General features: G+C 59.6%; 19 protein-coding genes and 1 pseudogene. 5 read left to right on the top strand and 15 right to left on the bottom strand.

What is annotated here, in order from left to right; genetic code table 11:
* Positions 1–4: 4 nt before the first annotated feature.
* The 7 genes from gcvH to arcD (ACA069_RS21945) form a co-directional block, all read right to left on the bottom strand.
* Positions 5–388 carry a glycine cleavage system protein GcvH gene (gene gcvH, locus ACA069_RS21975; RefSeq protein ID WP_187679759.1) on the bottom strand — a complete coding sequence of 128 codons (384 nt, stop codon included), beginning with the start codon at positions 386–388 and terminating at the stop codon, positions 5–7.
* Between the two features lie 430 nt (positions 389–818).
* On the bottom strand, positions 819–2,327 hold the full coding sequence (gene gcsR / locus ACA069_RS21970; protein ID WP_401271174.1) for a transcriptional regulator GcsR: 1,509 nt from the start codon (positions 2,325–2,327) through the stop codon (positions 819–821).
* Positions 2,328–2,572: 245 nt separating this feature from the next.
* Positions 2,573–2,935: a DUF5064 family protein gene (locus ACA069_RS21965; protein ID WP_401271172.1), complete on the bottom strand. Its 363-nt coding sequence runs from the start codon at positions 2,933–2,935 to the stop codon at positions 2,573–2,575.
* A 62-nt stretch (positions 2,936–2,997) separates the two neighbouring features.
* On the bottom strand, positions 2,998–3,927 hold the full coding sequence (gene arcC / locus ACA069_RS21960) for a carbamate kinase (protein WP_401271169.1): 930 nt from the start codon (positions 3,925–3,927) through the stop codon (positions 2,998–3,000).
* 153 nt (positions 3,928–4,080) lie between these two features.
* Positions 4,081–5,091 (bottom strand): ornithine carbamoyltransferase, encoded by a 1,011-nt coding sequence (locus ACA069_RS21955; RefSeq protein WP_401271167.1) that lies wholly within the window; start codon positions 5,089–5,091, stop codon positions 4,081–4,083.
* A 95-nt stretch (positions 5,092–5,186) separates the two neighbouring features.
* Entirely contained in the window at positions 5,187–6,443 is a 1,257-nt protein-coding gene (gene arcA, locus ACA069_RS21950; RefSeq protein WP_401271165.1) for an arginine deiminase, read from the bottom strand.
* A 35-nt stretch (positions 6,444–6,478) separates the two neighbouring features.
* Positions 6,479–7,906 carry an arginine-ornithine antiporter gene (gene arcD, locus ACA069_RS21945; RefSeq protein ID WP_401271162.1) on the bottom strand — a complete coding sequence of 476 codons (1,428 nt, stop codon included), beginning with the start codon at positions 7,904–7,906 and terminating at the stop codon, positions 6,479–6,481.
* A gap of 435 nt (positions 7,907–8,341) precedes the next feature.
* On the opposite strand from arcD (ACA069_RS21945), the gene arcD (ACA069_RS21940) reads away from it, so the two are divergent.
* Positions 8,342–9,769 carry an arginine-ornithine antiporter gene (gene arcD / locus ACA069_RS21940; protein WP_497615204.1) on the top strand — a complete coding sequence of 476 codons (1,428 nt, stop codon included), beginning with the start codon at positions 8,342–8,344 and terminating at the stop codon, positions 9,767–9,769.
* Positions 9,770–9,946: 177 nt separating this feature from the next.
* Here arcD (ACA069_RS21940) and ACA069_RS21935 read toward each other — a convergent pair whose 3' ends face one another.
* The 8 genes and pseudogenes from ACA069_RS21935 to gap form a co-directional block, all read right to left on the bottom strand.
* Entirely contained in the window at positions 9,947–10,702 is a 756-nt protein-coding gene (locus ACA069_RS21935; protein WP_371919311.1) for a methyl-accepting chemotaxis protein, read from the bottom strand.
* Between the two features lie 102 nt (positions 10,703–10,804).
* Positions 10,805–11,812: pseudogene (locus tag ACA069_RS21930) on the bottom strand (methyl-accepting chemotaxis protein); the annotation flags it as partial.
* Positions 11,813–12,293: 481 nt separating this feature from the next.
* Entirely contained in the window at positions 12,294–12,689 is a 396-nt protein-coding gene (locus ACA069_RS21925; RefSeq protein ID WP_489878888.1) for a YbaN family protein, read from the bottom strand.
* Positions 12,690–12,852: 163 nt separating this feature from the next.
* Positions 12,853–13,449 (bottom strand): biliverdin-producing heme oxygenase, encoded by a 597-nt coding sequence (locus tag ACA069_RS21920; protein ID WP_497615203.1) that lies wholly within the window; start codon positions 13,447–13,449, stop codon positions 12,853–12,855.
* 112 nt (positions 13,450–13,561) lie between these two features.
* Positions 13,562–16,147: a TonB-dependent receptor gene (locus ACA069_RS21915; RefSeq protein WP_497615202.1), complete on the bottom strand. Its 2,586-nt coding sequence runs from the start codon at positions 16,145–16,147 to the stop codon at positions 13,562–13,564.
* 122 nt (positions 16,148–16,269) lie between these two features.
* Positions 16,270–17,235 carry a FecR family protein gene (locus ACA069_RS21910; protein ID WP_497615201.1) on the bottom strand — a complete coding sequence of 322 codons (966 nt, stop codon included), beginning with the start codon at positions 17,233–17,235 and terminating at the stop codon, positions 16,270–16,272.
* Positions 17,236–17,360: 125 nt separating this feature from the next.
* Complete coding sequence (locus tag ACA069_RS21905; RefSeq protein ID WP_497615200.1) at positions 17,361–17,879, bottom strand: RNA polymerase sigma factor; 519 nt, start codon at positions 17,877–17,879, stop codon at positions 17,361–17,363.
* A 197-nt stretch (positions 17,880–18,076) separates the two neighbouring features.
* Positions 18,077–19,078: a type I glyceraldehyde-3-phosphate dehydrogenase gene (gene gap, locus ACA069_RS21900; RefSeq protein ID WP_187679744.1), complete on the bottom strand. Its 1,002-nt coding sequence runs from the start codon at positions 19,076–19,078 to the stop codon at positions 18,077–18,079.
* A 220-nt stretch (positions 19,079–19,298) separates the two neighbouring features.
* Here gap and edd point away from each other — a divergent pair, with 220 nt between their 5' ends.
* The 4 genes from edd to ACA069_RS21880 all read left to right on the top strand — a co-directional run bounded on the left by edd (position 19,299) and on the right by ACA069_RS21880 (position 24,505).
* Positions 19,299–21,125 (top strand): phosphogluconate dehydratase, encoded by a 1,827-nt coding sequence (gene edd, locus ACA069_RS21895; RefSeq protein ID WP_187679743.1) that lies wholly within the window; start codon positions 19,299–19,301, stop codon positions 21,123–21,125.
* On the top strand, positions 21,122–22,081 hold the full coding sequence (locus ACA069_RS21890; protein WP_401271141.1) for a glucokinase: 960 nt from the start codon (positions 21,122–21,124) through the stop codon (positions 22,079–22,081). Before edd ends, ACA069_RS21890 begins: the two co-directional genes overlap by 4 nt.
* 233 nt (positions 22,082–22,314) lie before the next feature.
* Positions 22,315–23,046, top strand: coding sequence for a response regulator (locus ACA069_RS21885; protein WP_003227460.1), 732 nt, complete (start codon positions 22,315–22,317; stop codon positions 23,044–23,046).
* Positions 23,036–24,505, top strand: a complete 1,470-nt coding sequence (locus ACA069_RS21880; RefSeq protein WP_187679741.1) for an ATP-binding protein — start codon at positions 23,036–23,038, stop codon at positions 24,503–24,505. Before ACA069_RS21885 ends, ACA069_RS21880 begins: the two co-directional genes overlap by 11 nt.
* The last annotated feature ends 40 nt before the right edge of the window (positions 24,506–24,545 follow it).

The raw sequence follows: 24,545 nt of genomic DNA, 5'->3' as shown, positions 1-24,545 counted from the left end.
CTCCTCAGGCTTCGGCTTGGGCTTTGATCAGACGGTCGTAAGCGTCTTGATCCAGCAGTTTGCCGACAGCGGCGGCGTCGGATGGCTGGAAGCGGAAGAACCAGCCTTCGCCCAGCGGATCTTCGTTGACCAGTTCAGGGCTGTCTTCAAGCGCCGGGTTCACTTCCAGCACTTCTCCGTCGAGGGGCATGTACACGCCGCTGGCGGCTTTTACCGATTCCACGGTGGCGGCTTCGGCGCCTTTGTCGTAGGACTGCAGCTCAGGCAGTTGCACGAATACCACGTCGCCCAGGGCGTTCTGCGCAAAAGCGGTGATGCCGACAGTAACGCTGCCGTCAGCTTCAGTGCGCAGCCATTCGTGATCTTCAGTAAAACGCAACTCGCTCATGGAAACTCCTCAGGGGCCGGACTCGTCCGGTGGACGCGGTGGAAGGCTTGGGCAATAAAGCCCTTATTTATGAGTGGTTGATTAGCAAGAACGCGGCCAAGGTTTATTTATCGTTATAAATCAATGGTTTGAGTGTTTATTTAGAAAGGGTGATTGATGCGTGCGTAGCGAAATCGCTACAGCATAGGGCGAGGAAAAAAGCTGAAGCGGATCAAAGCCTTGCACAGCGGTGGCTGGAGGAGAGTGTACCGATATCGTTCCGCTGTAGCGCTTTCAGTACAGATGGAGGTCGCTTTTGAACGGATTTCGAATCCGTTACATACCTTGTGGGAGCGAGCCTGCTCGCGAAAGCGGCGCATCAGGCACATTAATGTCAATTGACACACCGCATTCGCGAGCAGGCTCGCTCCCACAAAGGGACAGTGATGGCTCAGGGTTTGTTGGGAATGCCGTATTTGCGCAATCGGTGGGCGATGGCTGTATGCGACGTTTGCAGGCGGCTGGCCAGTTGGCGGGTCGAGGGGTAGCTGACGTAGAGTTTTTCCAGCAGCGATCTTTCGAAGGACTCGACGGCTTGTTCGAGGCTGTCGACATCGCTGTCGGTCTGTCGGGCCACCGAGGTGCCGGCGATGTCGAGGTCGCCGATGTCGACGAGGCTGCTTTCGCAGATCGCAGCGGCGCGGAAGATCACGTTCTGCAATTGCCGTACGTTGCCCGGCCAGCGGTTGCCGAGCAGCGCCGGATAGGTGCCGGGGGCGAGGCGGCAGACCGGGCGCTGGATCTGCGCGCAGGCCTGCTGCATGAAATAACGCGCCAACAACAGAATGTCCTGACCCCGTTCACGCAGCGGCGGCACTTCGACGTTAAGCACGTTGAGGCGGTAGAACAGGTCTTCGCGGAACAGGCCTTCGCTGACCATTTTCTCCAGATCGCGGTGGGTTGCACTGAGGATTCGTACGTTGACCTTCACTTCTCGATCACCGCCGACCCGGCGGAAGCTGCCGTCATTCAAAAAACGCAGCAGTTTGGCCTGCAAGTACGGCGACATCTCGCCGATCTCGTCGAGAAACACCGTGCCCTGGTTCGCCAGCTCCATCAGCCCCGGTTTGCCACCGCGTGCGGCACCTGTGAAGGCGCCGGGGGCGTAGCCGAACAGTTCGCTCTCGGCGAGGTTCTCCGGCAGGGCCGCGCAGTTCAGGGCCAGAAACGGCGCACTGTGACGCGTACTGATAGCGTGGCAGGCGCGGGCGACCAGTTCTTTACCGGTGCCGGTTTCGCCTTGAATCAGCAGCGGTGCATCGAGTGCGGCAACGCGTTGCGCGCGGGCCTTGAGGGTGCGGATCGCCGGGGATTCGCCGAGCAACGCATCGAAACCTTCGGCGTGGTCATGGTGCAGCGCCGAGAGTTGTTCGCCGATGCGGTTCGGTTGATACAGGGTGAGCAGGGCGCCGGCGTCGGTAATCGGCGTGGCATCGAGCAGCAGGGTCTGGCCGTTGACGGTGATCTCGCGCAGCGGCAGGCGGAAACCTTGCTCAAGCAGGGTGTCGAGCAGGCCGGAGTCATTGAACAGTTCCGCGACACTTTCGCCCGCCGGTTCGCGACCGTACAGCGCGATCAATGCCGGGTTGGCCAATAGCACCTTGCCGGCGCTGTCGAGAGCGAGCACCGGGTCAGTCATCGCCGCGAGCAAGGCGTCGAGCTGCAAGTGCCGACGCTGGCCGGGGAGAATGTCGACCACCGTCACCGCTTCCACGCCGAGCACGCGAAACAGCGCATCCTTGAGTTCTTCGAGCACTTGCGGGCTGAGCGTTGGCGCGTCGATGTAGACGTTCGGCGGGATCATTTCCACCGCATCCAGATTGAGGTTGCGCCCACCGAGGATAGCCAGGACTTCCTGGGTGATGCCGACGCGGTCGATGAAGCTGACGTGGATACGCATGGGGCGGTTCAGTGTTCTGCAGTGCGGAGGGTGGCAAGTATGCCTTAAATCAAAAGCACCCTCACCCCAGCCCTCTCCCAAGGGGAGAGGGAGCTGACCGAGGTGTCTCGGGTTTGACATCGACCTGGAAGAGACAGTCGATTATGGATTCGGTAAAGCAGGATCAGGTCGGCGTAACTCTGCAGCATCCCCCAATCAATCCCCTCTCCCTTTGGGAGAGGGCTAGGGTGAGGGGCTTTTGAGGGTTATTCGAAGTGCTCAAGATTGACCGGGTCGCCGGATTTCATGTCCAGCTGCTTACGGATGTCTTCAAACATCATGTCGTAATGCTTGTGCACCGAACCGATCTGACTGTGAGTCTTGGGAATGCCGTACTGCTCGGCGATTTTCGTCACGTTGTTGGCAAAGTTGTAGGCCTCCTCCTTGGGCAGGAAGAAGGTCTCTTTCATGTCCTTTCCCTGAAGGTTGCCATGCATCGTGAACTGGATGCCTTTGCCTTTTTGCGGATCGGTGAACACTTCATAGTCGAGGTGCACGTTGTAACTGACATCGTCCGGGGTCAACGCATGTCGCTCGATGTGCAAATGACCGGGTTCAAACTGGGCCATGGGTTTCTCCTTTCAAGGCATGGGAGAAGGGCAGACCCTACATCTGCCCTCGGAGTTTCTAATTATCGATAGGTGATACCAGGCTTGGCAGTACTGACCCGTGTGCCGGCAGTACCCTGGACGATCGCTTCGATGTCCGCCAGCGAACCGATCACCGCGACCTTGCCAGTATGGCGCGCGAATTCACAAGCTGCCTGAACCTTCGGCCCCATGGAGCCGGCGGCGAAGCCGAGGCGTTCGAGTTCGTCCGGGTGCGCCTGGGCGATGGCCTTCTGGGTCGGTTTGCCGAAGTCGATGAAGGCGGCGTTGACGTCGGTGGCGATCACCAGCAACTCCGCTTCCAGTTGTTCAGCCAGCAGCGAGGAGCACAGATCCTTGTCGATCACCGCCTCGATGCCCTTGAGGTGGCGGTTCTCGTCGTACATGGTCGGAATGCCGCCGCCACCGGCGCAGATGACGATGCTGCCCTTGTCCAGCAGCCACTTGATCGGGCGGATCTCGAAGATGCGCTTCGGCCTCGGGCTGGCTACTACACGGCGGTACTTGTCGCCGTCAGGAGCGATGGCCCAGCCTTTTTCAGCGGCGAGTTTTTCCGCTTCAGCCTTGTCGTAGACCGGGCCGATGGGTTTGGTCGGGTTCTTGAACGCCGGGTCGTTGGCGTCGACTTCGACCTGGGTGAGCAGGGTGGCGAACGGCACTTCGAAGTCCAGCAGGTTGCCCAGTTCCTGTTCGATGATGTAGCCGATCATGCCTTCGGTTTCGGCGCCGAGCACGTCCAGCGGGTAAGGGGTGACGGAGGTGTAGGCTGCCGCTTGCAGCGACAGCAGGCCGACTTGCGGGCCATTGCCGTGGGCGATGACCAGTTGATTGCCGGGATGGATCTTGGCGATTTGCTCGGTGGCGATGCGGATGTTGGCGCGCTGATTGTCAGCGGTCATCGGTTCACCACGGCGGAGCAGGGCGTTACCGCCCAACGCTACGACGATACGCATGGTGCTTGTCCTTCTGGAAAACAGTGATTTGTTGATCGTTCCCGCGCTCTGCGTGGGAATGCCGCCACTGACGCTCCGCGTCCGCTTTGACGCAGAGCGTCACGGGATGCATTCCCACGCGGGAGCGTGGGAACGATCACAGGTCAGCAGTGGTTAAAGATCAGCCAGCGCCGACACCAGAATTGCCTTGATGGTGTGCATGCGGTTTTCCGCTTGCTCGAAGGCAATGTTGGCCGGGGATTCGAACACGTCTTCTGTCACTTCGACGCCATTGGCCAAGTGTGGATAGCGTGCGGCAATGTCTTTGCCGACCTTGGTTTCGCTGTTATGGAACGCCGGCAGGCAGTGCATGAATTTCACGCGTGGGTTGCCGGAGGCTTTCATCATTTTGCTGTTGACCTGGTACGGCAGCAGTTGCTCGATACGCTCGTCCCACGCTTCGACCGGCTCGCCCATCGATACCCAGATGTCGGTGTGAATGAAGTCGACGCCTTTGACCGCTTCTTTCGGATCTTCGGTAATGGTGATGCGCGCGCCGCTTTCTTCGGCGAATTCTTTGCATTGCGCGATGAAGTCAGCGTGCGGCCACAGGGCTTTCGGTGCAGCGATGCGCACGTCCATACCGAGTTTGGCGCCGATCATCAGCAGCGAGTTACCCATGTTGTAACGGGCGTCGCCGAGGTAGGCGTAGCTGATGTCGTGCATCGGTTTGTCGCTGTGTTCGCGCATGGTCAGCACGTCGGCGATCATTTGTGTCGGATGGAATTCGGCGGTCAGACCGTTGAACACCGGCACTCCGGCGAACTTGGCCAGCTCTTCGACGATTTCCTGTTCGAAGCCACGGTACTCGATGGCATCAAACATCCGGCCGAGTACGCGGGCGGTGTCTTTCATGCTTTCTTTGTGGCCGATCTGCGACGACACCGGGTCAATGTAGGTGACGTGAGCGCCTTGGTCGTGCGCCGCGACTTCGAAGGCGCAACGGGTGCGGGTCGAGGTTTTTTCGAAGATCAGCGCGATGTTCTTGCCTTGCAGGTGTGGACGCTCGGTGCCGGTGTATTTGGCGCGTTTGAGGTCGCGGGACAGATCGATCAGGTAGTTGATCTCGCGAGTGGTGTGGTGCATCAAACTCAGCAAGCTGCGGTTGCGCATATTAAAAGCCATGATGGATCTCCTTGCCCGACACTGTGAAAGCTACTGCAGGCTGTGCGCCTTCGGCGCTACGCTTTCACAGCGTCGGGTCGTCATTAGTCAAAAAATCAGTAATCGATCGGGTCGCGGATGATCGGGCAGGTCATGCAGTGGCCGCCGCCACGGCCACGGCCCAATTCCCCGGCGCTGATGGTGATGACCTCCACGCCAGCCTTGCGCAGCAGGGTGTTGGTGTAGGTGTTGCGGTCGTAGCCGATGACCACGCCCGGCTCCACGGCGACGACGTTGTTACCGTCGTCCCATTGCTCGCGTTCGGCGGCGAAGCTGTTGCCGCCGGTTTCCACCACGCGCAGCTTCGGCAGGTTGAGGGCGGCAGCCACGGTGTCGAGGAAGCTTGATTCTTCGCGGCGGATGTCGATGCCGCCCTGTTTGCTGTCGTCAGGTCGCAGGGTGAAGGCGACGATCTGGTTGACCACTTCCGGGAAAATCGTCACAAGGTCGCGGTCGCAAAAACTGAACACGGTGTCCAGGTGCATCGCTGCGCGGGACTTTGGCAGGCCGGCGACGATGACTTTTTCCACGGCTTTGTTCTTGAACAGGTTCAGCGCCAGTTGGCCGATGGCCTGACGGGATGAGCGCTCGCCCATGCCGATCAACACCACACCGTTGCCGATCGGCATCACGTCGCCGCCTTCAAGGGTGGCGCTGCCGTGATCCTTGTCCGGATCGCCGTACCAGATCTCGAAATCGGCGTTGGTGAACTGCGGGTGGAATTTGTAGATGGCCGTGGCCAACAGGGTTTCCTGACGGCGCGCCGGCCAGTACATCGGGTTCAGCGTCACGCCGCCGTAGATCCAGCATGTGGTGTCGCGGGTGAACTGAGTGTTCGGCAGCGGCGGCAGGATGAAGCTGGAGTGGCCGAGGAAGTCGCGGAACATCTGGATGGTCTTGCCGCCGAAGCTGTCCGGCAGGTCATCGGCGGAGACGCCGCCAATCAGAAACTCGGCGATGTGCCGTGGTTCAAGGCTTTTCAGCCAGGATTTCACCTCGCTGATCAGGCCCAGGCCCACCGAATCGGCGGTGACCTTGCGATCGAGAATCCAGTCCAGTGCTTCGGGGATGGCGACGATGTCGGTCAGCAGGTTGTGCATTTCCAGCACATCGATCCCGCGTTCACGCATCTTGGTGACGAAGTCGAAGTGGTCGCGCTTGGCCTGGGCGACCCACAGCACATCGTCGAACAGCAGTTCATCGCAGTTGTTCGGGGTCAGGCGCTGATGGGCCAGACCAGGGGAGCAGACCATGACTTTGCGCAGTTTGCCGGCTTCGGAATGTACGCCGTACTTAACTTTTTCCGTGGTCATTGCAGTGATCCTCCAGATAACTAATCAATCAGGTGTTACAGAGTCAGGAAGCCGTCATACAGTCCGTAGGCCGCGACCAGCGCGCCCACAACCACTGCGGCGAAAATCAGCTTCTCGACGTTGGTGAAAACCGCTTGCTTGAGTTCGAGCTTGGCCTTGGCGAACAGGAACGCGCCGGGGGCATAGAGCAGGGCCGAGAGCAGCAGGTATTTGATGCCGCCGGCGTACAGCAGCCAGATCGCGTAGATCAGGGCGATCCCGCCGATGATCAGATCCTTGCGCCGCTCGGCCGCGAAGCCTTCGTAGGTTTCGCCGCGCACCGCCAGCAGTACGGCATAGGCCGCCGACCACAGGTACGGCACCAGAATCATCGAGGTGGCGAGGTAGATCAGCGACAGGTAAGTGCTGGCCGAGAACAGGGTGATGATCAGGAAAATCTGCACCATCGCGTTGGTCAGCCAGAGGGCGTTGACCGGTACATGGTTGGCGTTCTCCTTGCGCAGGAACTCCGGCATGGTGTGGTCTTTGGCGGCGGCAAACATGATCTCCGCACACAACAACACCCACGACAACAACGCCCCCAGCAGCGAGATGATCAGACCGACGCTGATCAGCACAGCGCCCCAGTGACCGACCACATGCTCAAGCACGGCGGCCATCGACGGGTTCTGCAGTTTGGCCAACTCTGGCTGAGTCATGATGCCCAGCGACAGCACGTTCACCAGCACCAGAAACAGCAGCACGGTGATGAAGCCGATCACGGTGGCCTTGCCCACGTCGGAGCGTTTTTCCGCCCGGGCCGAGAAGATGCTTGCGCCTTCGATGCCGATGAACACCCACACGGTGACCAGCATCATGTTGCGCACCTGATTCATCACACTGCCCAGATCAGGGTTTTTCACGCCCCAGATGTCAGCGGTGAAGATATCCAGTTTGAACGCGAAGAACGCGATCATCACGAACAGCAGCAGTGGCACCACCTTGGCGACCGTGGTCACCAGGTTGATGAATGCCGCTTCCTTGATTCCGCGCAGCACCAGGAAATGCACGGCCCACAGCAGCACGGAGGCGCCAATCACCGCAGCGACGGTGTTGCCTTCGCCGAAAACCGGAAAGAAATAACCGAGGGTGCTGAACAACAGGACGAAGTAACCGACGTTGCCCAGCCAGGCACTGATCCAGTAACCCCAGGCCGAAGAGAAACCCATGTAATCGCCGAACCCGGCCTTGGCGTAGGCATACACGCCGCCGTCCAGGTCAGGCTTGCGATTGGCGAGGGTTTGAAAGACAAAAGCGAGGGTGAGCATGCCGACAGCGGTGATGGCCCAACCGATCAGTACCGCGCCGACGTCGGCGCTGGCGGCCATGTTTTGTGGCAAAGAGAATATCCCGCCACCGATCATTGATCCGACGACCAAGGCAACCAGTGCACCTAATCGTAGTTTTCCGGGAGCTTCAGACATTGCATGACTCCATTGCAGGAGAGAAGAGTTCACAGCGTAGTTCTGTTGACTGATCAAACTACTGACTTAGATCAGTGCATAGGCACATTCCATTGTTAATGAATGACTTATGAAGCGCCTGATGGCATAAAGCGACTGCCTGAAAGGCCCATTCCAGAGGCTTTCGGCGATGGATTTGGGAATTGCTCCTATTACTTTCGAACTATCACCCTAGTTCTTTTTCAGGTTTTGGCAAATTTCCTCATTTGTTTTCAGTACAGAATCGAATAATCAGGATCAGCAAATAAAGCGACTATCCGTGTAAGGCATTAGCGTCATTGGCTATATATAACGGGCATTAATTGGCGTTATTCAATAAACGTACTTACGCTTTATCCGTTTAGTTAAAAGCAACATCTTTTTGATAATTGCCAGAGCAGGAGAAGGGAGACTGGAATGTCGCAACCGACGCAAAAGCTGCGACTGGGTGCGTTGATCGCCCTGGTGGTGGGGTCGATGATTGGCGGGGGGATTTTCTCCCTGCCGCAAAACATGGCGGCACGGGCCGATGCCGGGGCGATTTTGATCGGTTGGGGCATCACCGCGATCGGCATGTTGACCCTTGCTTTCGTGTTCCAGACCCTGGCCAATCGCAAGCCCGAACTGGACTCGGGGGTCTATGCCTACGCCAAGGCCGGGTTTGGCGACTACATGGGGTTCTCGTCGGCGTGGGGTTACTGGATCAGCGCCTGGCTGGGTAACGTCGGCTATTTCGTCCTGCTCTTCAGCACCCTCGGCTACTTCTTTCCGGTGTTCGGCCAGGGCAACACACCGGTTGCCATCGGCTGCGCCTCGGTGTTGCTGTGGGCCGTGCATTTTCTGGTGATGCGCGGGATCAAGGAGGCGACGTTCATCAACCAGGTGACCACCGTGGCCAAGATCGTGCCGCTGATCATGTTCATCGTCATCGCTGCCGTGGCGTTCAAGGCTGACGTTTTTACCCGCGATATCTGGGGCCGCAGCAACCCGAGTTTCGGCGGGGTGATGGATCAGGTGCGCAACATGATGCTGGTGACAGTGTTTGTGTTCATCGGCATCGAAGGCGCCAGCGTGTACTCGGCACGGGCGCAGAAGCGCAGTGACGTCGGCCGTGCCACGGTGATCGGATTTATCGGCGTGCTGGCGTTGCTGGTGCTGGTCAACGTGCTGTCGCTGGGGATCATGAGCCAGCCGGAACTGGCCAACCTGCAGAACCCGTCGCTGGCGGCGGTGCTGGAACATATCGTCGGGCCGTGGGGCGCGCTGCTGATCAGCCTAGGGCTGGCGGTTTCACTGCTCGGGGCGTTGTTGTCGTGGGCGTTGTTGTGCGCCGAAATCCTTTTCGCCACGGCCCGGGACAACACCATGCCGGCGTTCCTGAAAAAGGAAAACGCCAATCATGTGCCGGTCAATGCGTTGTGGCTGACCAACGTGATGATCCAGATTTTTCTGCTGATCACGCTGTTCTCGGCAGGCACTTACACCAGCCTGATCTACCTCGCCTCGTCGATGATTCTGGTGCCGTATCTGTGGTCGGCTGCCTACGCCGTGCTGTTGAGTGGGCGCGGCGAAACCTACGAACACGCCTCGGCCGAACGCACCAAGGATCTGCTGATCGGTGGCATCGCCCTGTGTTATGCGGTGTGGTTGTTGTACGCCGGCGGGGTGAAGTATTTGCTGTTGTCGGCGTTGCTGTATGCGCCGGGGGTGATCCTGTTTGCCAAGGCCAAGCATGAACAGGGTGAGCCGCTGTTCACCACGGTGGAGAAGGGTATTTTTACCGGCGTGATCATTGGAGCAGGTCTGGCAGCTTATGGTTTGTACAGTGGGGTGTTGTCGTTGTGAGGTTTCTCGCGTCGCGGCAGTGGTCGGCATCGACGGCGGATCTGGTGGCGCAGGTGTTGTGGGCATCTTTGAGCCGGGCTGATTGATCAGGTTTTTGTGCCGGCCGAACTGGCCTCTTCGCGAGCAGGCTCGCTCCCACATTTGAAATGCGTTCCTCCTGTGGGAGCGGTGTAGCGATTAGACGCGGAACTGGTCCATCAACTTCATCTGCTGACTCGCCAAGGCGTTGAGCTGGCTGCTGATCGCTGCCGATTCAGTGGCTTGCTCGGTCAAGGTTTCAGTCACGGTACGAATCGCCGAAACGTTGCGATTGACCTCTTCAGCCACCGCGCTCTGCTGTTCGGCGGCGCTGGCGATTTGCAGGTTCATGTCGCTGATCACCGTGACCGCATCGCTGATCTTGCCCAGCGCATCCACGGCCTGACGGATCTGCCCGGCGTTGTTGTGCGCCTGGGTCTGGCTCGAATGCATGGTCGCGACCACGCCACGGGTGCCGGTCTGAATCCGCTCGATGACCACGCGAATTTCCTCCACCGAATCCTGCGTGCGCTTGGCCAGGTTGCGCACTTCGTCGGCGACCACGGCAAACCCACGACCGCTTTCACCGGCACGGGCTGCTTCAATGGCGGCGTTGAGAGCGAGCAAATTGGTCTGTTCGGCGATGCTGCGGATCACTTCCAGCACCGAGCCGATCTGCTCGCTGTTGACTGCCAGCGCTTCGACTTCGGTCACCGCTTTGCTGACTTCATCAGCCAGTTGATTGATGTCGCGGGTGCTGCGCTCGATGATCGACATGCCGTCCTTGGCCGACTGGTCGGCACCCTTGGCGGCGTTGGCCGCGTTCGATGCGCTGTTCGCAACGTCGTGGGCAGTGGCGCTCATTTCGTTGGAGGCGGTGGCAACCTGGTCGATTTCGCGGAACTGCACCTGCATGCCTTCGCTGGTCTGGCGGGCGATTTCCGAAGACTGGTCGGCGGTGCCGCGCGCCTCGGTGATGCTCTGTTTGATCTGCGCGATGGTCGGTTGCAGCTTGTCGAGGAAACGGTTGAACCAGTTCACCAGTTCGCCCAATTCATCTTGCTTGCTGTAGTTCAAGCGCTGAGTCAGATCGCCTTCACCGCTGGCGATATTCTTCAGCATCTCGGCGACGCTGTTGATCGGACGCGTAACGCCGGAAGCCGTCAGCCAGATCAGCAACAAGCCAATCAGCCCGGCAACAACAGCCACCGCCAGTGCGGTAAACACGCCGGTTTCCTGTGCGTCGTCGAGCACCGCTTGCAGTTTGACCGAGTCGGCCAGCAGCACCTGTTTCGGCAGGTCGATGACCACGCCCCAGGCCCGCGAGTTGCCAATCGGATCGACCGGGTACACGGCGCGGATCAGGTCGCCCTGTTCAAGAATTTTCGGCGCGCCGCTGCCGAGCAGTTGCAGCACATCCTTGCCATCGGCACCGAGGGTGTCGCCGATCTTTTTGCCAACCTTGGCAGCATCCGAACTGTCCGCAGCCAACACGCCGCTGCCCGAGACGATCAGCATGTGCCCGGCGTTGTTGAACAGGTTGCGCTGCGAGTCCACAGCCGCCGCTTGCAGGGCGTCGAGGGCGATATCAACGCCGGCCACGCCGATGGCTTTGCCATCGACGATCAACGGCACGGAAATGGTCGTCATGAGCATTTCCTTGCCACCGACGGTATCGGCATACGGGTCGAGCAGGCAGGTGCGCTTGTTGTCGCGAGGGCAGGTGTACCAACTGTTGTACGGCGTGCCGCTGACGCTTAGGGTGGTCTTGGTCAGGTCATCTTCGACCATGATCGTGTTCAGCGAGGCACCGCCAGCGCGGCTCCAATAGGTGGAAAAACGTCCGGTTTCGTTGGACTGGCGGGCCGCGTCGTTGGCGAATTCGCTGTCCTTGCCGTCCAGCCCATTGGGTTCGAAGGCGAGCCAGATGCCGAGCACTTTGTCGTTGCGCTCGAACGCGGTTTTCAGGCTCAGGTTCAACTCTTCACGCAGAGCGCCAGCGTCCAGCGAACGCTTGCCCGCCATCACGCGCATGTCCTTGATCTGGTCGGCCACTGCGGTGATGACCGTCAGGCTTTCGCCGAAGGTCTTCTGCACCCGCACCGCTTGTTCGGCGGCCTTGGCTTGCAGCAGGTTCTGCACACTGGCGGTGAGCATCTTGCTGCTGGAGTTGCTGACCAGTTCGTCGTTCTGGTTGGTCTGGTAAATGTTCATGCCGACGATCAGCGCAACCACACCGAGCAGGCACAGACCGGAGAGCAGAACGATTTTCAGGCGAATGGAGAGAGAGTCGAACATGGGCGTTCTCGCGAATGAATAAACGGGTGGGTGTAGGGCATGAACTACCCGGTTCGCCAAATCCATTCAGCGCCATGCAATGCTCATCGGCGCGGAGCGAGGGCGCATGAGCGGCTTGCCGACGAACGGTCAGTGCTAAACGTTTGCGCAGGGGAATGTGCTGAAAAGGCGATTAATTACAGGGAAGTTTCAGTGTTGTTGCGCGGGTTCAGGAAGGGGTGGGCAAGGTTTCCGGTCGCGACCAGATCCACAGATTACCCAGGCTCATCCCGGCAATCGCCAGATAGACCGGCCAGCCGTGATCGAGCATCAGCAGCATCAGCGTCGCGCACAGCAGCATGCTCACTGTGGCGCTGATTTTGGCTTTGCGCGCGATGATCTTGCCGTTGCGCCAGTTGCTGAGGATCGGCCCGAACAGCCGATGGTTTTCCAGCCAGGCACTCAGGCGCGGCGAACTGCGGGTCGCGGCCCAGGCGGCGAGCAGGATGAACTCGGTGGTCGGCAGGCCGGGCACGACGATGGCAATCAGGCCAATGCCGAGGCTGAGGTAGGCCAGCAGGCCGAACAGCAGACGGGCGAGTTTGGAGGAGGCGGGTTGCGGCATGGGCTCAGCGGTGGCTTCTGAAGCGGAATGGAGATCTTACAGGTTGTTGCAGTTCCCATGTGGGAGCGAGCCTGCTCGCGAAAGCGGTGGATCAGTCACATTAATGTTGAATGTGCTGCCGTCTTCGCGAGCAGGCTCGCTCCCACAAGGAATAGGTGTTGCTTCAGGCCAGTTCTGCTTCGGTGGCATAAGCCTGTTCCAGCAACACGGTGAAGCGGTTGAACGCGTCAATCGCGCCTTGGTCCACTTCAGCTTCTTCCTCGGCGCTGAACTCCAGCGAGTCGAGAGTTTTGACAAAGCGCTTCCAACCCTCGGCGCGTCCACCTTCAGGTTCACCCAAATGACGCGCACCAAAGGTTTCGCTCAGTTCCAGCGCCACGGCGCGTTTGATCAGAAACGCAGCACCGAGCTTCGAACCTTCAGAGACGAAGATCCAGCCCAGCGCCCGGGCCTTGCTCGGGTTTTTCACTGCGCCGGCAACCGGCGCCGGGACCTCGGTGTCCAGATCCGCCAGGTCGGCCTTGGCGGCTTCAGCGCGGCAGCGAGCCGGCAAGTCCGCGACGATCTCTGTCAGCTCGGCATCGTTGTACAGACCGACCAGTTCCGACTGAAACAGGTATTGCGCCACCACAAACCGGGCGAAGTTGGCGCGGGTTTCGAATGGCGCGTGGGCTTTGACCAGGGCGTCGAGCTTGCTGTGCGGCTCGTGGGTGATCTGGTTCAGACGTTGCGAACGCAGGGCTTTTTGCGAAGTGGTCATGACATGTCCTTGATAAAAGAGGCGCTTGATAACGAGACGAACGGGATAGCGCCGGACAGTAAAAAAAGCCTCACTGCGCGGCGTATCAACACGCGCAGTGAGTTCGATGGGATCAGATGTCCCAGATCAGGTTGATCGCGAAGTTGCGACCCGGTTGGGTCAGGCGATCGAGGTTGGCCGGTTGCGTCACCGAGGCTTCGCCGACGCTGTCGTAACCGCGCACGTCATCCCACAGCCAGTATTTCTTGTCGGTCAGGTTGTAAATGCCGCCGCTGACGGTGACGTCGTCGGTGACTTTGTAGAACCCGGTCAGGTCAAGAAGGCCGAAGCCCGGCGACTTGAACTGGCTGCTGACGCCATCCGGCGACTTGAAGTTGGTGTCGTCGACGCGACCCTTCTTCTTCACCAACGTCCAGCTCAGCAGGCCACCGTAGTTGTCCTGGTCGTAACCCAGGCCGAACACGCCGGTCAGCGGATTAACACTGTTGAGCGGCTCGCCGGTGTCGTCGTTGCGACCGTAGGCGTAGGCGATCGAGCCTTGGGTGTACAGGCCTTGCGGCGCGCCGAACGAGTCCAGGTTCAGACGTCCTTTGACTTCGGCACCCTTGATGGTCGCGTGCTTGATGTTGTTGCTCTGGAAGGTCAGTTCGTCATCGCCCGGCTTCACCGCGTCTTCATTAATGAAGTCGCGATACTTGTTGTAGAACACCGCCACATCGAACGAGCCCGACTCGAAATTGCCGCGCAGACCGGTTTCATAGCTTTTGCTTTTTTCCGGCTCCAGATCCGGGTTCGGCGCCACGGTATAACCGGTGGTGTTGTTCTCGAAGCGACCGTACAGCGCTTTCGCGGTCGGGGTGCGGAAGCCTTCGGCGTACTGACCGTACCAGGTGTAGTTGTCGTTAAAGGCGTAGGTCAGGCCGAATTTCGGCGAGACTTTGTGCCAGGTCTTGTTCTTCTCGCTGACCGTGTCCGTGCCGTCAGCGTTCACGGTGTTGAGGAATTCCTGAGTGATGTGCGGCTTGAGCTGGGTGTAGTCGTAGCGCAGGCCCGGCAGGAAGGTCCAATTGTTCCAGCTGATCTGATCCTGGGCGAACAGGCTGTAGGTGTTGATGGTCGGGTCCGGGAAGTCAGTGGCCTTGGCCAATACGTCAGCGGTACTGGTTGCACCAATCGCCGTGCAGCCACGACCGACCGCCAGGCACGTGCCGTCGCCGCTGCGCGAGCCGGTGACTTTCTGCTGCTTGATGGTGGTGCCGTAAGTCAGCACGTGATCGGTGTCAGCGATGGCGAACGCCTTGTCCAGTTGCGCATCGAATACCCACTGTTTTTCCTCGTAAATGGTGTCGCGGGTGCGCAGCACTTTTCGGGTGATCGGGTAGTAATACTCTTCGGTGCTCTGGTCGGTTTTGGCGATCTGATGGTTGAGGCTCCACTTCACGTTGTCGACCAGCAGGCTGTCGAGGGCGAAGCTGTGTTCAATGCCAAAACGCTCACGGGTGATGGTGTCGTTACCGGTGCGCCACTGGTACATGCCGCCGGGCAGCACGCTGTTCGGAATGGTCGGGGCGCCATTGAAGTACGGGCCGCCGTAGGCACTTTTCTGATCGGTGTCGCGATCATCCTTGTACTTTTCGTAGGTCAGGCCAAGGCGCGAATCGTCGCTGTAGTTCCAGCCGATCTTGGCCAGCACGTTGGTTGCCTTGACGTCTTCCGGGTTGGCGGCGGTGCGCTCAAGGCCTGTGCCGTTGTTGCTGCCATAGGAGTCGGTTTCGTGGCCGTCGCGCTGGCTGTAGTGCAGCAAACCGTCGAACTGATCGGCTCGGCCGGCGACGGTGGCGGATTTCAGCCAGCTTTCATCGGCCGAGCTGTAACCGGTTTTCAGGCGGGCGCCGACGTCTTTGCCGGGTTTGATGATGTCGTCCGGATCGAGTGTGTAATAGCTGACGGCGCCGCCGATGGCGTTGCTGCCGTACAGCACCGAGGCCGGGCCACGGAGAATTTCCACGCGTTTGACGATTTCCGGGTCAACGTAATTGCGCTGGGTCTTGGCGTACGGGCCGTTGAAGAAACCGTCCGGTACTTCGACGCCGTCAACCTGCGTGAGGATGCGGTCGCCGTCGATGCCACGGATGTTGTAGCCGCTGATGCCGCCACGCTGGCCGGCGCCGCCGACGGAAACACCTGGCTCGTAGCGCACCAGATCCTTGATCGTGTTGACGTTGTTGCGATCCAGTTCTTCACGGGTGTTCACGGTGACGGTACTTGGCACGCTGTTCACCGACTGTTCCTGTCGGGTGGCGCTGATGGTCACCTGATCCAGATTCAGTGCGCCGCTGCTACTGCGTTTTTCCAGCACGACGTTGTTGTTGCTCAGTTTGCGGAAGCTCAAGTTGGTCCCCACCAACAGGCGCTCAAGGGCTTTTTCCGGTGGCAGCGAGCCGCGCACGCCCGGCGACGATACGCCCTGACCCAGTTCTGCCGGCAAGCCGACTTGCCAGCCAGTGACGGTGGTGAAGGCGTTGAGTGCCGACACCAGCGGTTGCTGACCGATAGAGAACGAGTAATCGCCCATGTTGCGCGTCGGTTGCTCGGTGGCAGCCAGCAGCGGTGCCGTGCCGGCCATGAGGATGGCAGCGGTCAGCAGCGACAATACGCGGGAAGGGGAAGAGGTCTGGCGGGTAAGGCGTGAGGACATCGATAGCGCTCCGTGTCGCACGAATCTTTATAGGTGCTGATTAGCGTCCGAAGATGCGAATCAATTGCATTGGCTATAACTAGACGTACGTGCTTCGGCTATCGAGTAAAAATAATTCTCATTTAGTTCAGGATCACCAGCGCGGGGAATTCCTGCAGCCGCGCCGAGGTGATGTGAGCGAGGGAGCGCACCACGTCGAGGGGTTGATCGAGGCGGTAGTTACCCGTGACGTTGACGTCGGCCAACTGCTCGTTGGTGTTGATGATCCAACCCGGATAGTAGCGGCGCAGCTCGGCCAGCACCTGATTCAGCGGGCAGTTCTCGAACACCAGTCGACCTTGTACCCAGGCCAGATCGGTATTTGCGTCGAGCTTGGCCGGGCGGTCGAAACCGTTGGGGCCGATGCGGATGCTTTCCCCGGCGGAGAGACGCACCCGGGCATCGTTATGGGTGGCGCGCAAATCGACATCGCCGCGCTGCACATTGACCTGCGCAACGCCGTCCAGATAACGCACGGCAAATGCAGTGTCATGCACGCTGGCTTTGACCGGGCCGGCATCGATTTCCAGCGGCTGGTTGCGATTGGCCGCCACCTCGAAAAACGCTTCGCCCTGATACAGCCGTGCGAAGCGCTGCTGATCGTTGATGGTGCTGGAAAACGCCGAATTGGTATTGAGCAGGACTTTCGAGCCGTCCTCCAGTTGCAGGCGCTGGCGTTCGCCGACCACGGTCAGGTGATCGGCCTGCAAGCGCATCGGCAAATTACTGAAGCTGAACAACCCGAGCATCAGCACCGCAGCGGTGGCCAGCGGTTTCCAGTGCGGACGCAGACGCTTGAGGACGGTAACTTTCGCAGGTCGCAAAGCCAGGGTTTGCGCGCATTGGGCGATTTGCGGGCCATCCCAGATCGCCTGTGCCTTGGCAAACGCCTCGGCATTCAACGGATCAGCCGACAGCCACGCGTGAAACTGCCGGGTCTGCTCTTCATTCGGACTGCCGAGTACGATGAGCCAGTCCAGTGCCTGGTCCATTGCAAGTGCAGCATCCTGCGCCGATTCGGGCGAAGGCGAGCGGTGGGTGTCCGTCACGGTGATTCCTCGGCAGTGTCTGCGCACGGCTGTTTTTTTTAGTGAAGCGTAAAAGTCGGGCAAGGGTAACAAAGCCCGATGATCAGTGCAGTCGAACCTGGCACTTACAGAAAGAGCCTACAGTCTCAGTCGCCATTCAAGCGCTCGGCGACGCCTATGCAAATGGTCATGATCAGTTTCAGTTCTTTCTGCACGGTGCTGAGCGAGACATTCAATTCGTCGGCGATTTCCTGGTAGCTGTGCCCGTGCAAACGGCTGAGGATGAAAATCTGCTGCTGACGCGGGCTGAGTTCACTGAGGCTCACGTTCAGGCGCTCCAGCAATTGTTCGGCGTGGGCGGCGTCTTCGGCGCTGCTGGCGGGGGCGGCGACGCTGTGCACCACGTCCTGCGGCACGTCATCGACCATGGTGCGCGAATGGATCTTGCGCGCACGCAAATGATCCAGCGCCAGATTGCGTGCGGTCTGGAAGACAAAGGGTTCGAGATGATCGATGGCCCGCTCGCTCAGCGCCCGCGTCACGCGCAGGTAGGTTTCCTGCAACAGGTCTTCAGCGGTGCTGTGATTGTTGACCATCCGTTCCAGCGTACGCAGCAGCGAAATGCGCTGGGTGAGGAAGACGTGGTTGAAGTGTGATTGACTCACGGGGTGACCTGATCGATTTCAAGCGAATGATAATGCTTATCATCTGCCCGTGTGGTCAAGCCTTGATTTCAAATTGAAATTGAAACCTGTGGGAGCGAGCCTGCTCGCGAAAGCGGTGTATCTGCCAACATAAATGTTGAATGACACATCGTATTCGCGAGCAGGCTCGCTCCCTCAGGGTTAGGGGATTCTTTGGATTACTCGGCGTTGCACAGCGCCAGGCAGTTATCCAGCATGCGGTTGGAGAACCCCCACTCGTTGTCATACCAAGCCAGCACTTTCAGTAGTTTGCCACTGGATTTGGTGTGGTTGGCGTCGAAGATCGACGACAGCGGGTTGTGGTTGAAGTCACTGGAGACCAGCGGCAACGTGTTGTAACCCAAAATTTTCGAATGCTGGCTCGCTGCTTTGAGCAGGGCATTCACTTCCTCGGCAGTGGCTTCTTTCTTCAGTTGAACGGTCAGATCCACCAGCGACACATTGATCACCGGCACCCGCACGGCCATGCCGGTCAGTTTGCCTGCCAGTTCCGGCAGCACCAGACCCACCGCTTCAGCGGCGCCGGTCTTGCTCGGGATCATGTTTTGCGTGGCCGAACGCGCGCGGTACGGGTCGGTGTGATAGACGTCGGTCAGGTTCTGGTCGTTGGTGTAGGCGTGGATGGTGGTCATCAGACCGCTTTCGATCCCCAGTTCGCGGTGCAGCACTTGCGCCACAGGCGCCAGGCAGTTGGTGGTGCACGAAGCGTTGGAGATGATCTGGTGCGACTGGCGCAGAATGTCGTGGTTAACACCGTAAACCACGGTGGCGTCGGCACCTTTGGCCGGGGCCGAGATGATCACTTTGCGTGCGCCGGCAGTAATATGCGCGGCGGCTTTGGCACGGTCGGTAAACAGACCGGTGCATTCGAATACCACATCAATCTTTTCGGCAGCCCATGGCAGTTCGGCTGGGTTACGAATAGCGCTGACCGCAATGCGGTCGCCGTTGACAGTCAGGCTCTCGTTGTCATGCTCGACCTGTGCATCGAAAGTGCCGTGAACGGTGTCGTATTTAAGCAGATGCGCGTTGATCGAGCTGTCGCCCAGATCGTTGATGGCGACAATCTGCAAATCCTGTCGATAGCCTTGGGTATACAGTGCGCGCAGGACATTACGGCCGATGCGGCCAAAACCATTGATTGCGATTCGAAGAGTCATGAAACAGCGCCGCCGTCGTTTTGTTGTTGGAATTACAAGATTATTCGCATAAAAATAGAAAACAAGCCTTTTTAGTGGCAATATTTTGTTTTATCTACAACGAGTGACCTGAATCAACTGGTCCGAATGGTCAAAAAAGCCGTCTGTCATTCCAACAACAACGGCGTTTGATCAGCATAGACAATCAGGTCGCCACATCCGTTAGCCTGGAGTTCTACACATGCATCCCCGCGTTCTTGAGGTCACCGAACGGCTTATCGCCCGCAGCCGCGCTACGCGTCAGGCTTACCTTGCACTGATTCGCGGCGCCGCCACTGACGGCCCGATGCGCGGCAAGCTGCAATGCGCCAACTTCGCCCACGGCGTGGCCGGGTGTGGCAGCGAAGACAAGCACAGCCTGCGGATGATGAATTCGGCGAACATCGCCATTGTTTCTTCCTATAACGACATGCTCTCGGCGCATCAGCCGTACGAAGTCTTTCCTGAACAAATCAAAAACGCCCTGCGCGAAATCGGCTCGGTCGGTCAGTTTGCCGGCGGCACTCCGGCGATGTGCGACGGCGTGACCCAAGGCGAGCCGGGCATGGAACTGAGCCTGCCGAGCCGCGAAGTGATCGCCATGTCCACGGCGGTGGCGCTTTCCCACAACATGTTCGACGGCGCGCTGATGCTCGGCATCTGCGACAAGATCGTGCCGGGCCTGATGATGGGCTCCCTGCGTTTTGGTCATCTGCCGACGATTTTCGTCCCAGGCGGGCCGATGGTCTCCGGTATTTCCAACAAGGAAAAAGCCGACGTGCGGCAGAAGTACGCCGAAGGCAAGGCGACCCGCGAAGAGCTGCTGGAATCGGAGATGAAGTCCTACCACAGCCCGGGCACCTGCACCTTCTACGGCACCGCCAACACCAACCAGTTGCTGATGGAAGTCATGGGCCTGCACTTGCCTGGCGCATCCTTCGTCAATCCGAACACGCCGCTGCGTGATGCCTTGACCCGCGAAGCCGCACATCAAGTCACGCGACTGACCAAACAGAACGGCAACTTCATGCCGATCGGCGAAATCGTCGACGAGAAGTCGCTGGTCAACTCGATTGTTGCGCTGCACGCCACCGGCGGTTCGACCAACCACACCCTGCACATGCCGGCCATCGCCATGGCCGCAGGCATTCAACTGACCTGGCAGGACATGGCCGACCTCTCTGAAGTCGTGCCGACCCTGAGCCACGTCTACCCGAACGGCAAAGCCGACATCAACCACTTCCAGGCCGCTGGCGGCATGTCGTTCCTGATCCGCGAACTGCTCGCGGCGGGCCTGCTGCACGAAGACGTCAACACCGTGCTCGGCCACGGCTTGAGCCAATACACCAAAGAGCCGTTCCTCGATAACGGTCAACTGGTGTGGCGCGAAGGCCCGATCGACAGCCTCGACGAAAACATCCTGCGTCCAGTCGCTCGCGCATTCTCGGCGGAGGGTGGCTTGCGGGTGATGGAAGGCAACCTCGGTCGCGGTGTGATGAAGGTGTCCGCCGTGGCGCTGGAAAACCAGATCGTCGAAGCGCCGGCCATGGTGTTCCAGGATCAGCAGGATCTGGCCGATGCGTTCAAAGCCGGTTTGCTGGAGAAGGATTTCGTCGCCGTGATGCGCTTCCAGGGTCCGCGCTCCAACGGCATGCCGGAGTTGCACAAGATGACGCCGTTCCTCGGCGTGCTGCAGGATCGCGGCTTCAAAGTCGCGCTGGTGACCGACGGGCGCATGTCCGGCGCGTCGGGGAAAATCCCGGCGGCGATCCACGTCAGTCCTGAAGCTTATGTCGGTGGCGCTTTGGCGCGCGTGCAAGAGGGCGATATCATCCGCGTCGATGGCGTCAAAGGCACTTTGGAACTCAAAGTGGACGCCGAAGAATTTGCCGCGCGCGAACCTGCCAAAGGCCTGTTGGGCAATAACATTGGCAGCGGTCGCGAACTGTTCGGCTTCATGCGTTTGGCCTTCAGCTCGGCGGAGCAGGGCGCCAGCGCCTTCACTTCTGCCCTGGAGACGCTTAATTGAAACTGGCTTTGGTCGGTGACATCGGAGGCACCAACGCGCGGTTTGCGTTGTGGAAAAATCAGCAACTCGAATCGATTCAAGTGCTGGCCACGGCCGACCACGCCAGCCCGGAGGAGGCGATCAGCCTCTATCTGAGCGGGCTCGGTCTGGCGCCAGGCTCGATCGGTTCGGTGTGCCTGTCAGTGGCTGGCCCCGTCAGCGGCGATGAATTCAAGTTCACCAACAACCACTGGCGCCTGAGCCGCAAGGCATTCTGCGAAACCTTGCAGGTCGAGCAGTTGTTGCTGGTCAACGACTTCTCGGCGATGGCGCTGGGGATGACCCGTTTGCAGCCCGATGAGTTTCGCGTGGTCTGCGAGGGCACGCCGGAGCCGTTGCGTCCGGCGGTGGTGATTGGGCCGGGCACTGGCCTTGGCGTCGGTACTTTGCTCGACTTGGGTGAAGGCCGCTTTGCCGCGTTGCCGGGCGAGGGCGGTCATGTCGATCTGCCGTTGAGCAGCCCGCGTGAAACCCAGCTCTGGCAGCACATCCATAACGAGATCGGCCATGTCAGCGCGGAAACCGCGTTGAGCGGCGGCGGCTTGCCGCGGGTTTACCGGGCGATCTGCGCAGTGGATGGCCATGAGCCGACACTGGATACGCCGGAATCGATCACCGCTGCGGGTCTGGCCGGTGATCCGATTGCCCTGGAAGTGCTGGAGCAGTTCTGCTGCTGGCTCGGGCGAGTGGCCGGCAACAACGTGCTGACCACCGGCGGGCGAGGTGGGGTGTACATCGTCGGTGGCGTGATTCCGCGCTTTGCCGATTTCTTCCTTGAGAGCGGTTTCGCCCGCAGCTTCGCCGACAAGGGCTGCATGAGTGATTACTTCAAGGGCATTCCAGTGTGGCTGGTGACGGCGCCGTATTCCGGTCTTGTGGGTGCTGGTGTGGCGCTGGATCAATCCATCCCGACCTGAAATGCAATCAAATTGTAGGTGTGACCCTTTGTGGTGAGGGCATTCATCTGTGGTGAGGGGATTTATCCCCGATGGCCTGCGCAGCAGGCCCAGCTTTTTGGGGACGCTGCGCGACCCATCGGGGATAAATCCCCTCACCACAGGTTTTGCTCCCACATTGGTTCTGTGGTGTTTGTAAGTTCGATGCTTAAGGCATAATCCGCCCCAATTCCAACAACAAGGATGCCTTCGAAGTGAGCTCAGTCAACAAGTCGATATTGTTGGTCGATGACGACCAGGAAATACGCGAGTTGCTGGAAACCTACCTGACCCGCGCCGGGTTTCAGGTGCGGGCCACAGCCGATGGCGCCAGTTTCCGTCAGGCGCTTAACGAGGCGCCAAGCGATCTGGTGATCCTCGATGTCATGCTCCCCGACGAAGACGGCTTCAGCCTCTGCCGTTGGGTGCGTCAGCATCCGCGTCAGGCGCAGGTGCCGATCATCATGCTCACCGCCAGTTCCGACGAAGCCGACCGGGTGATCGGTCTGGAACTCGGCGCCGACGACTACCTCGGCAAACCCTTCAGCCCCCGCGAACTGCAAGCGCGCATCAAAGCGCTGCTGCGCCGTGCGCAATTCGGTCAGGAACGCAGCGGCAGCGATGTGCTGGCGTTCGATGAATGGCGGCTGGACATGGTCAGCCATCGGCTGTTCCACACCGACGGCGAGGAAGTGATTCTCTCCGGCGCCGACTTCGCCCTGCTGAAACTGTTTCTCGACCACCCGCAGGAAATCCTCGACCGCGATACCATCGGCAACGCCACCCGTGGCCGTGATCTGATGCCGCTGGATCGCATCGTCGACATGGCCGTCAGCCGCTTGCGCCAACGCCTGCGCGACACGGAAAAACCGCCACGGCTGATCCGTACCGTGCGCGGCAGCGGCTACCAACTGGCAGCCAACGTGGTTGCCGGCAATGGTCACTGAGTCGCTGCGCAAACTCGCCGCCAAAGTACCGGTGCCACGTTCGCTGCTAGGGCGGATGTTGCTGCTGACCTTGCTGGCGGTGTTGTTCGCGCAAACCTTGTCGAGCGTGATCTGGGTTTCGCAACTGCGCGCCACCCAGCTCGAAGGGCTGGTCACCAGCGCCCGCAGCCTCGCCCATTCGATGACCGCCAGCGTCAGTTACTTTCGTTCGCTGCCGGTAGCGTATCGGCCGCTGGTACTCGATCAGTTGCGCAGCATGGGCGGCACCCGATTTGTCGTGACCCTCAACGACAAACCGTTGGGCATGGACGTGCTGCCGGTCACACCGCGCAAAGCGGCAGTGATGAAAGCGGTCGACGAAGTGCTGCGTCAATCCCTGGGCCATGACACTGATATCTCGGTGACCTTCGTCAGTCCGGAGGACCTGCGGATCTTCAACGCCGGCCTGAAGCTCGATGAGCTGCCGCGTTCCTGGGCGCACTATGCGCTCACTCTTGAGCCGGTGAATCCACCGGTGCTGGTCACGCAGATTCAGATGGCGCCGGGCGAATGGCTGTACATCGCCTCGCTGTTGCCCGAGCCCTACACCAGCCTTGAAGAGCAGGGCCTGCCGTCGCAGCAGGTGTGGTTTATCGTCCTCACCAGCGGTTTTCTGCTGCTGTTTATCGGCTTGCTGGTGCATTGGCAGAGCCGACCGCTCAAGCGTCTGGCGCGGGCGGCGCGGGATCTGTCGCTGGGGGCCGACGTCGAGCCGGTGGCCGAGGGCGGCGGCAGTGAAGTGGTCGAAGTGGGCCGTGCGTTCAACACCATGCGCGAGCGCATCAGCCGTTACCTGACCGAGCGCAGCCAGTTGTTCAGCGCGATTTCCCATGACCTGCGCACGCCGATCACTCGATTGCGCCTGCGCGTCGAACTGCTGGAAGACGAACAACTGCAAGCCAAGTTCGGCCGCGATCTGGACGAACTGGAGTTGCTGGTCAAAGGCGCGCTGCAATGCGTGAAAGACACTGACATCCACGAGAACATCGAACCGGTTGACCTCAACCATGTGCTCGATTGTCTGGTGGAGCCTTATCTGGCGCCGAACGGCAATGGCCGCGTGACTCAGCACGGGCGGGCACTGGCGGCGTATTCGGGCAAGCCTTTGGCGTTGAAGCGTTGCATCGGCAACCTGATCGACAACGCCTTGAAGTACGGGCAGAACGCACATCTGCACATCGATGACGATGAGAGTGCGTTTGTTCTGCATGTCGACGATGAAGGGCCGGGCGTGCCGGAGCAGCGGTTGGAGCAGGTGTTTGAACCGCACTTCAGGTTGGCGGGGCAACAGCAGGGGTATGGGCTAGGCCTCGGGATTGCGCGCAACATTGCTCATAGCCATGGCGGTGAGGTGACGTTGCAGAATTTGCGCGAGGGTGGTTTACGGGTCACGTTGCAACTACCCCGTTCGATGGACTGAAAATCAAAAGGCTTTGCTTTTAAATGTCACTGACTCGTGA

It is taken from the genome of Pseudomonas sp. LBUM1652 (assembly GCF_059716105.1).
The sequence above is the reverse complement of the archived record's forward strand: the minus strand, read 5'-3'. Positions and strand labels throughout refer to the sequence as shown.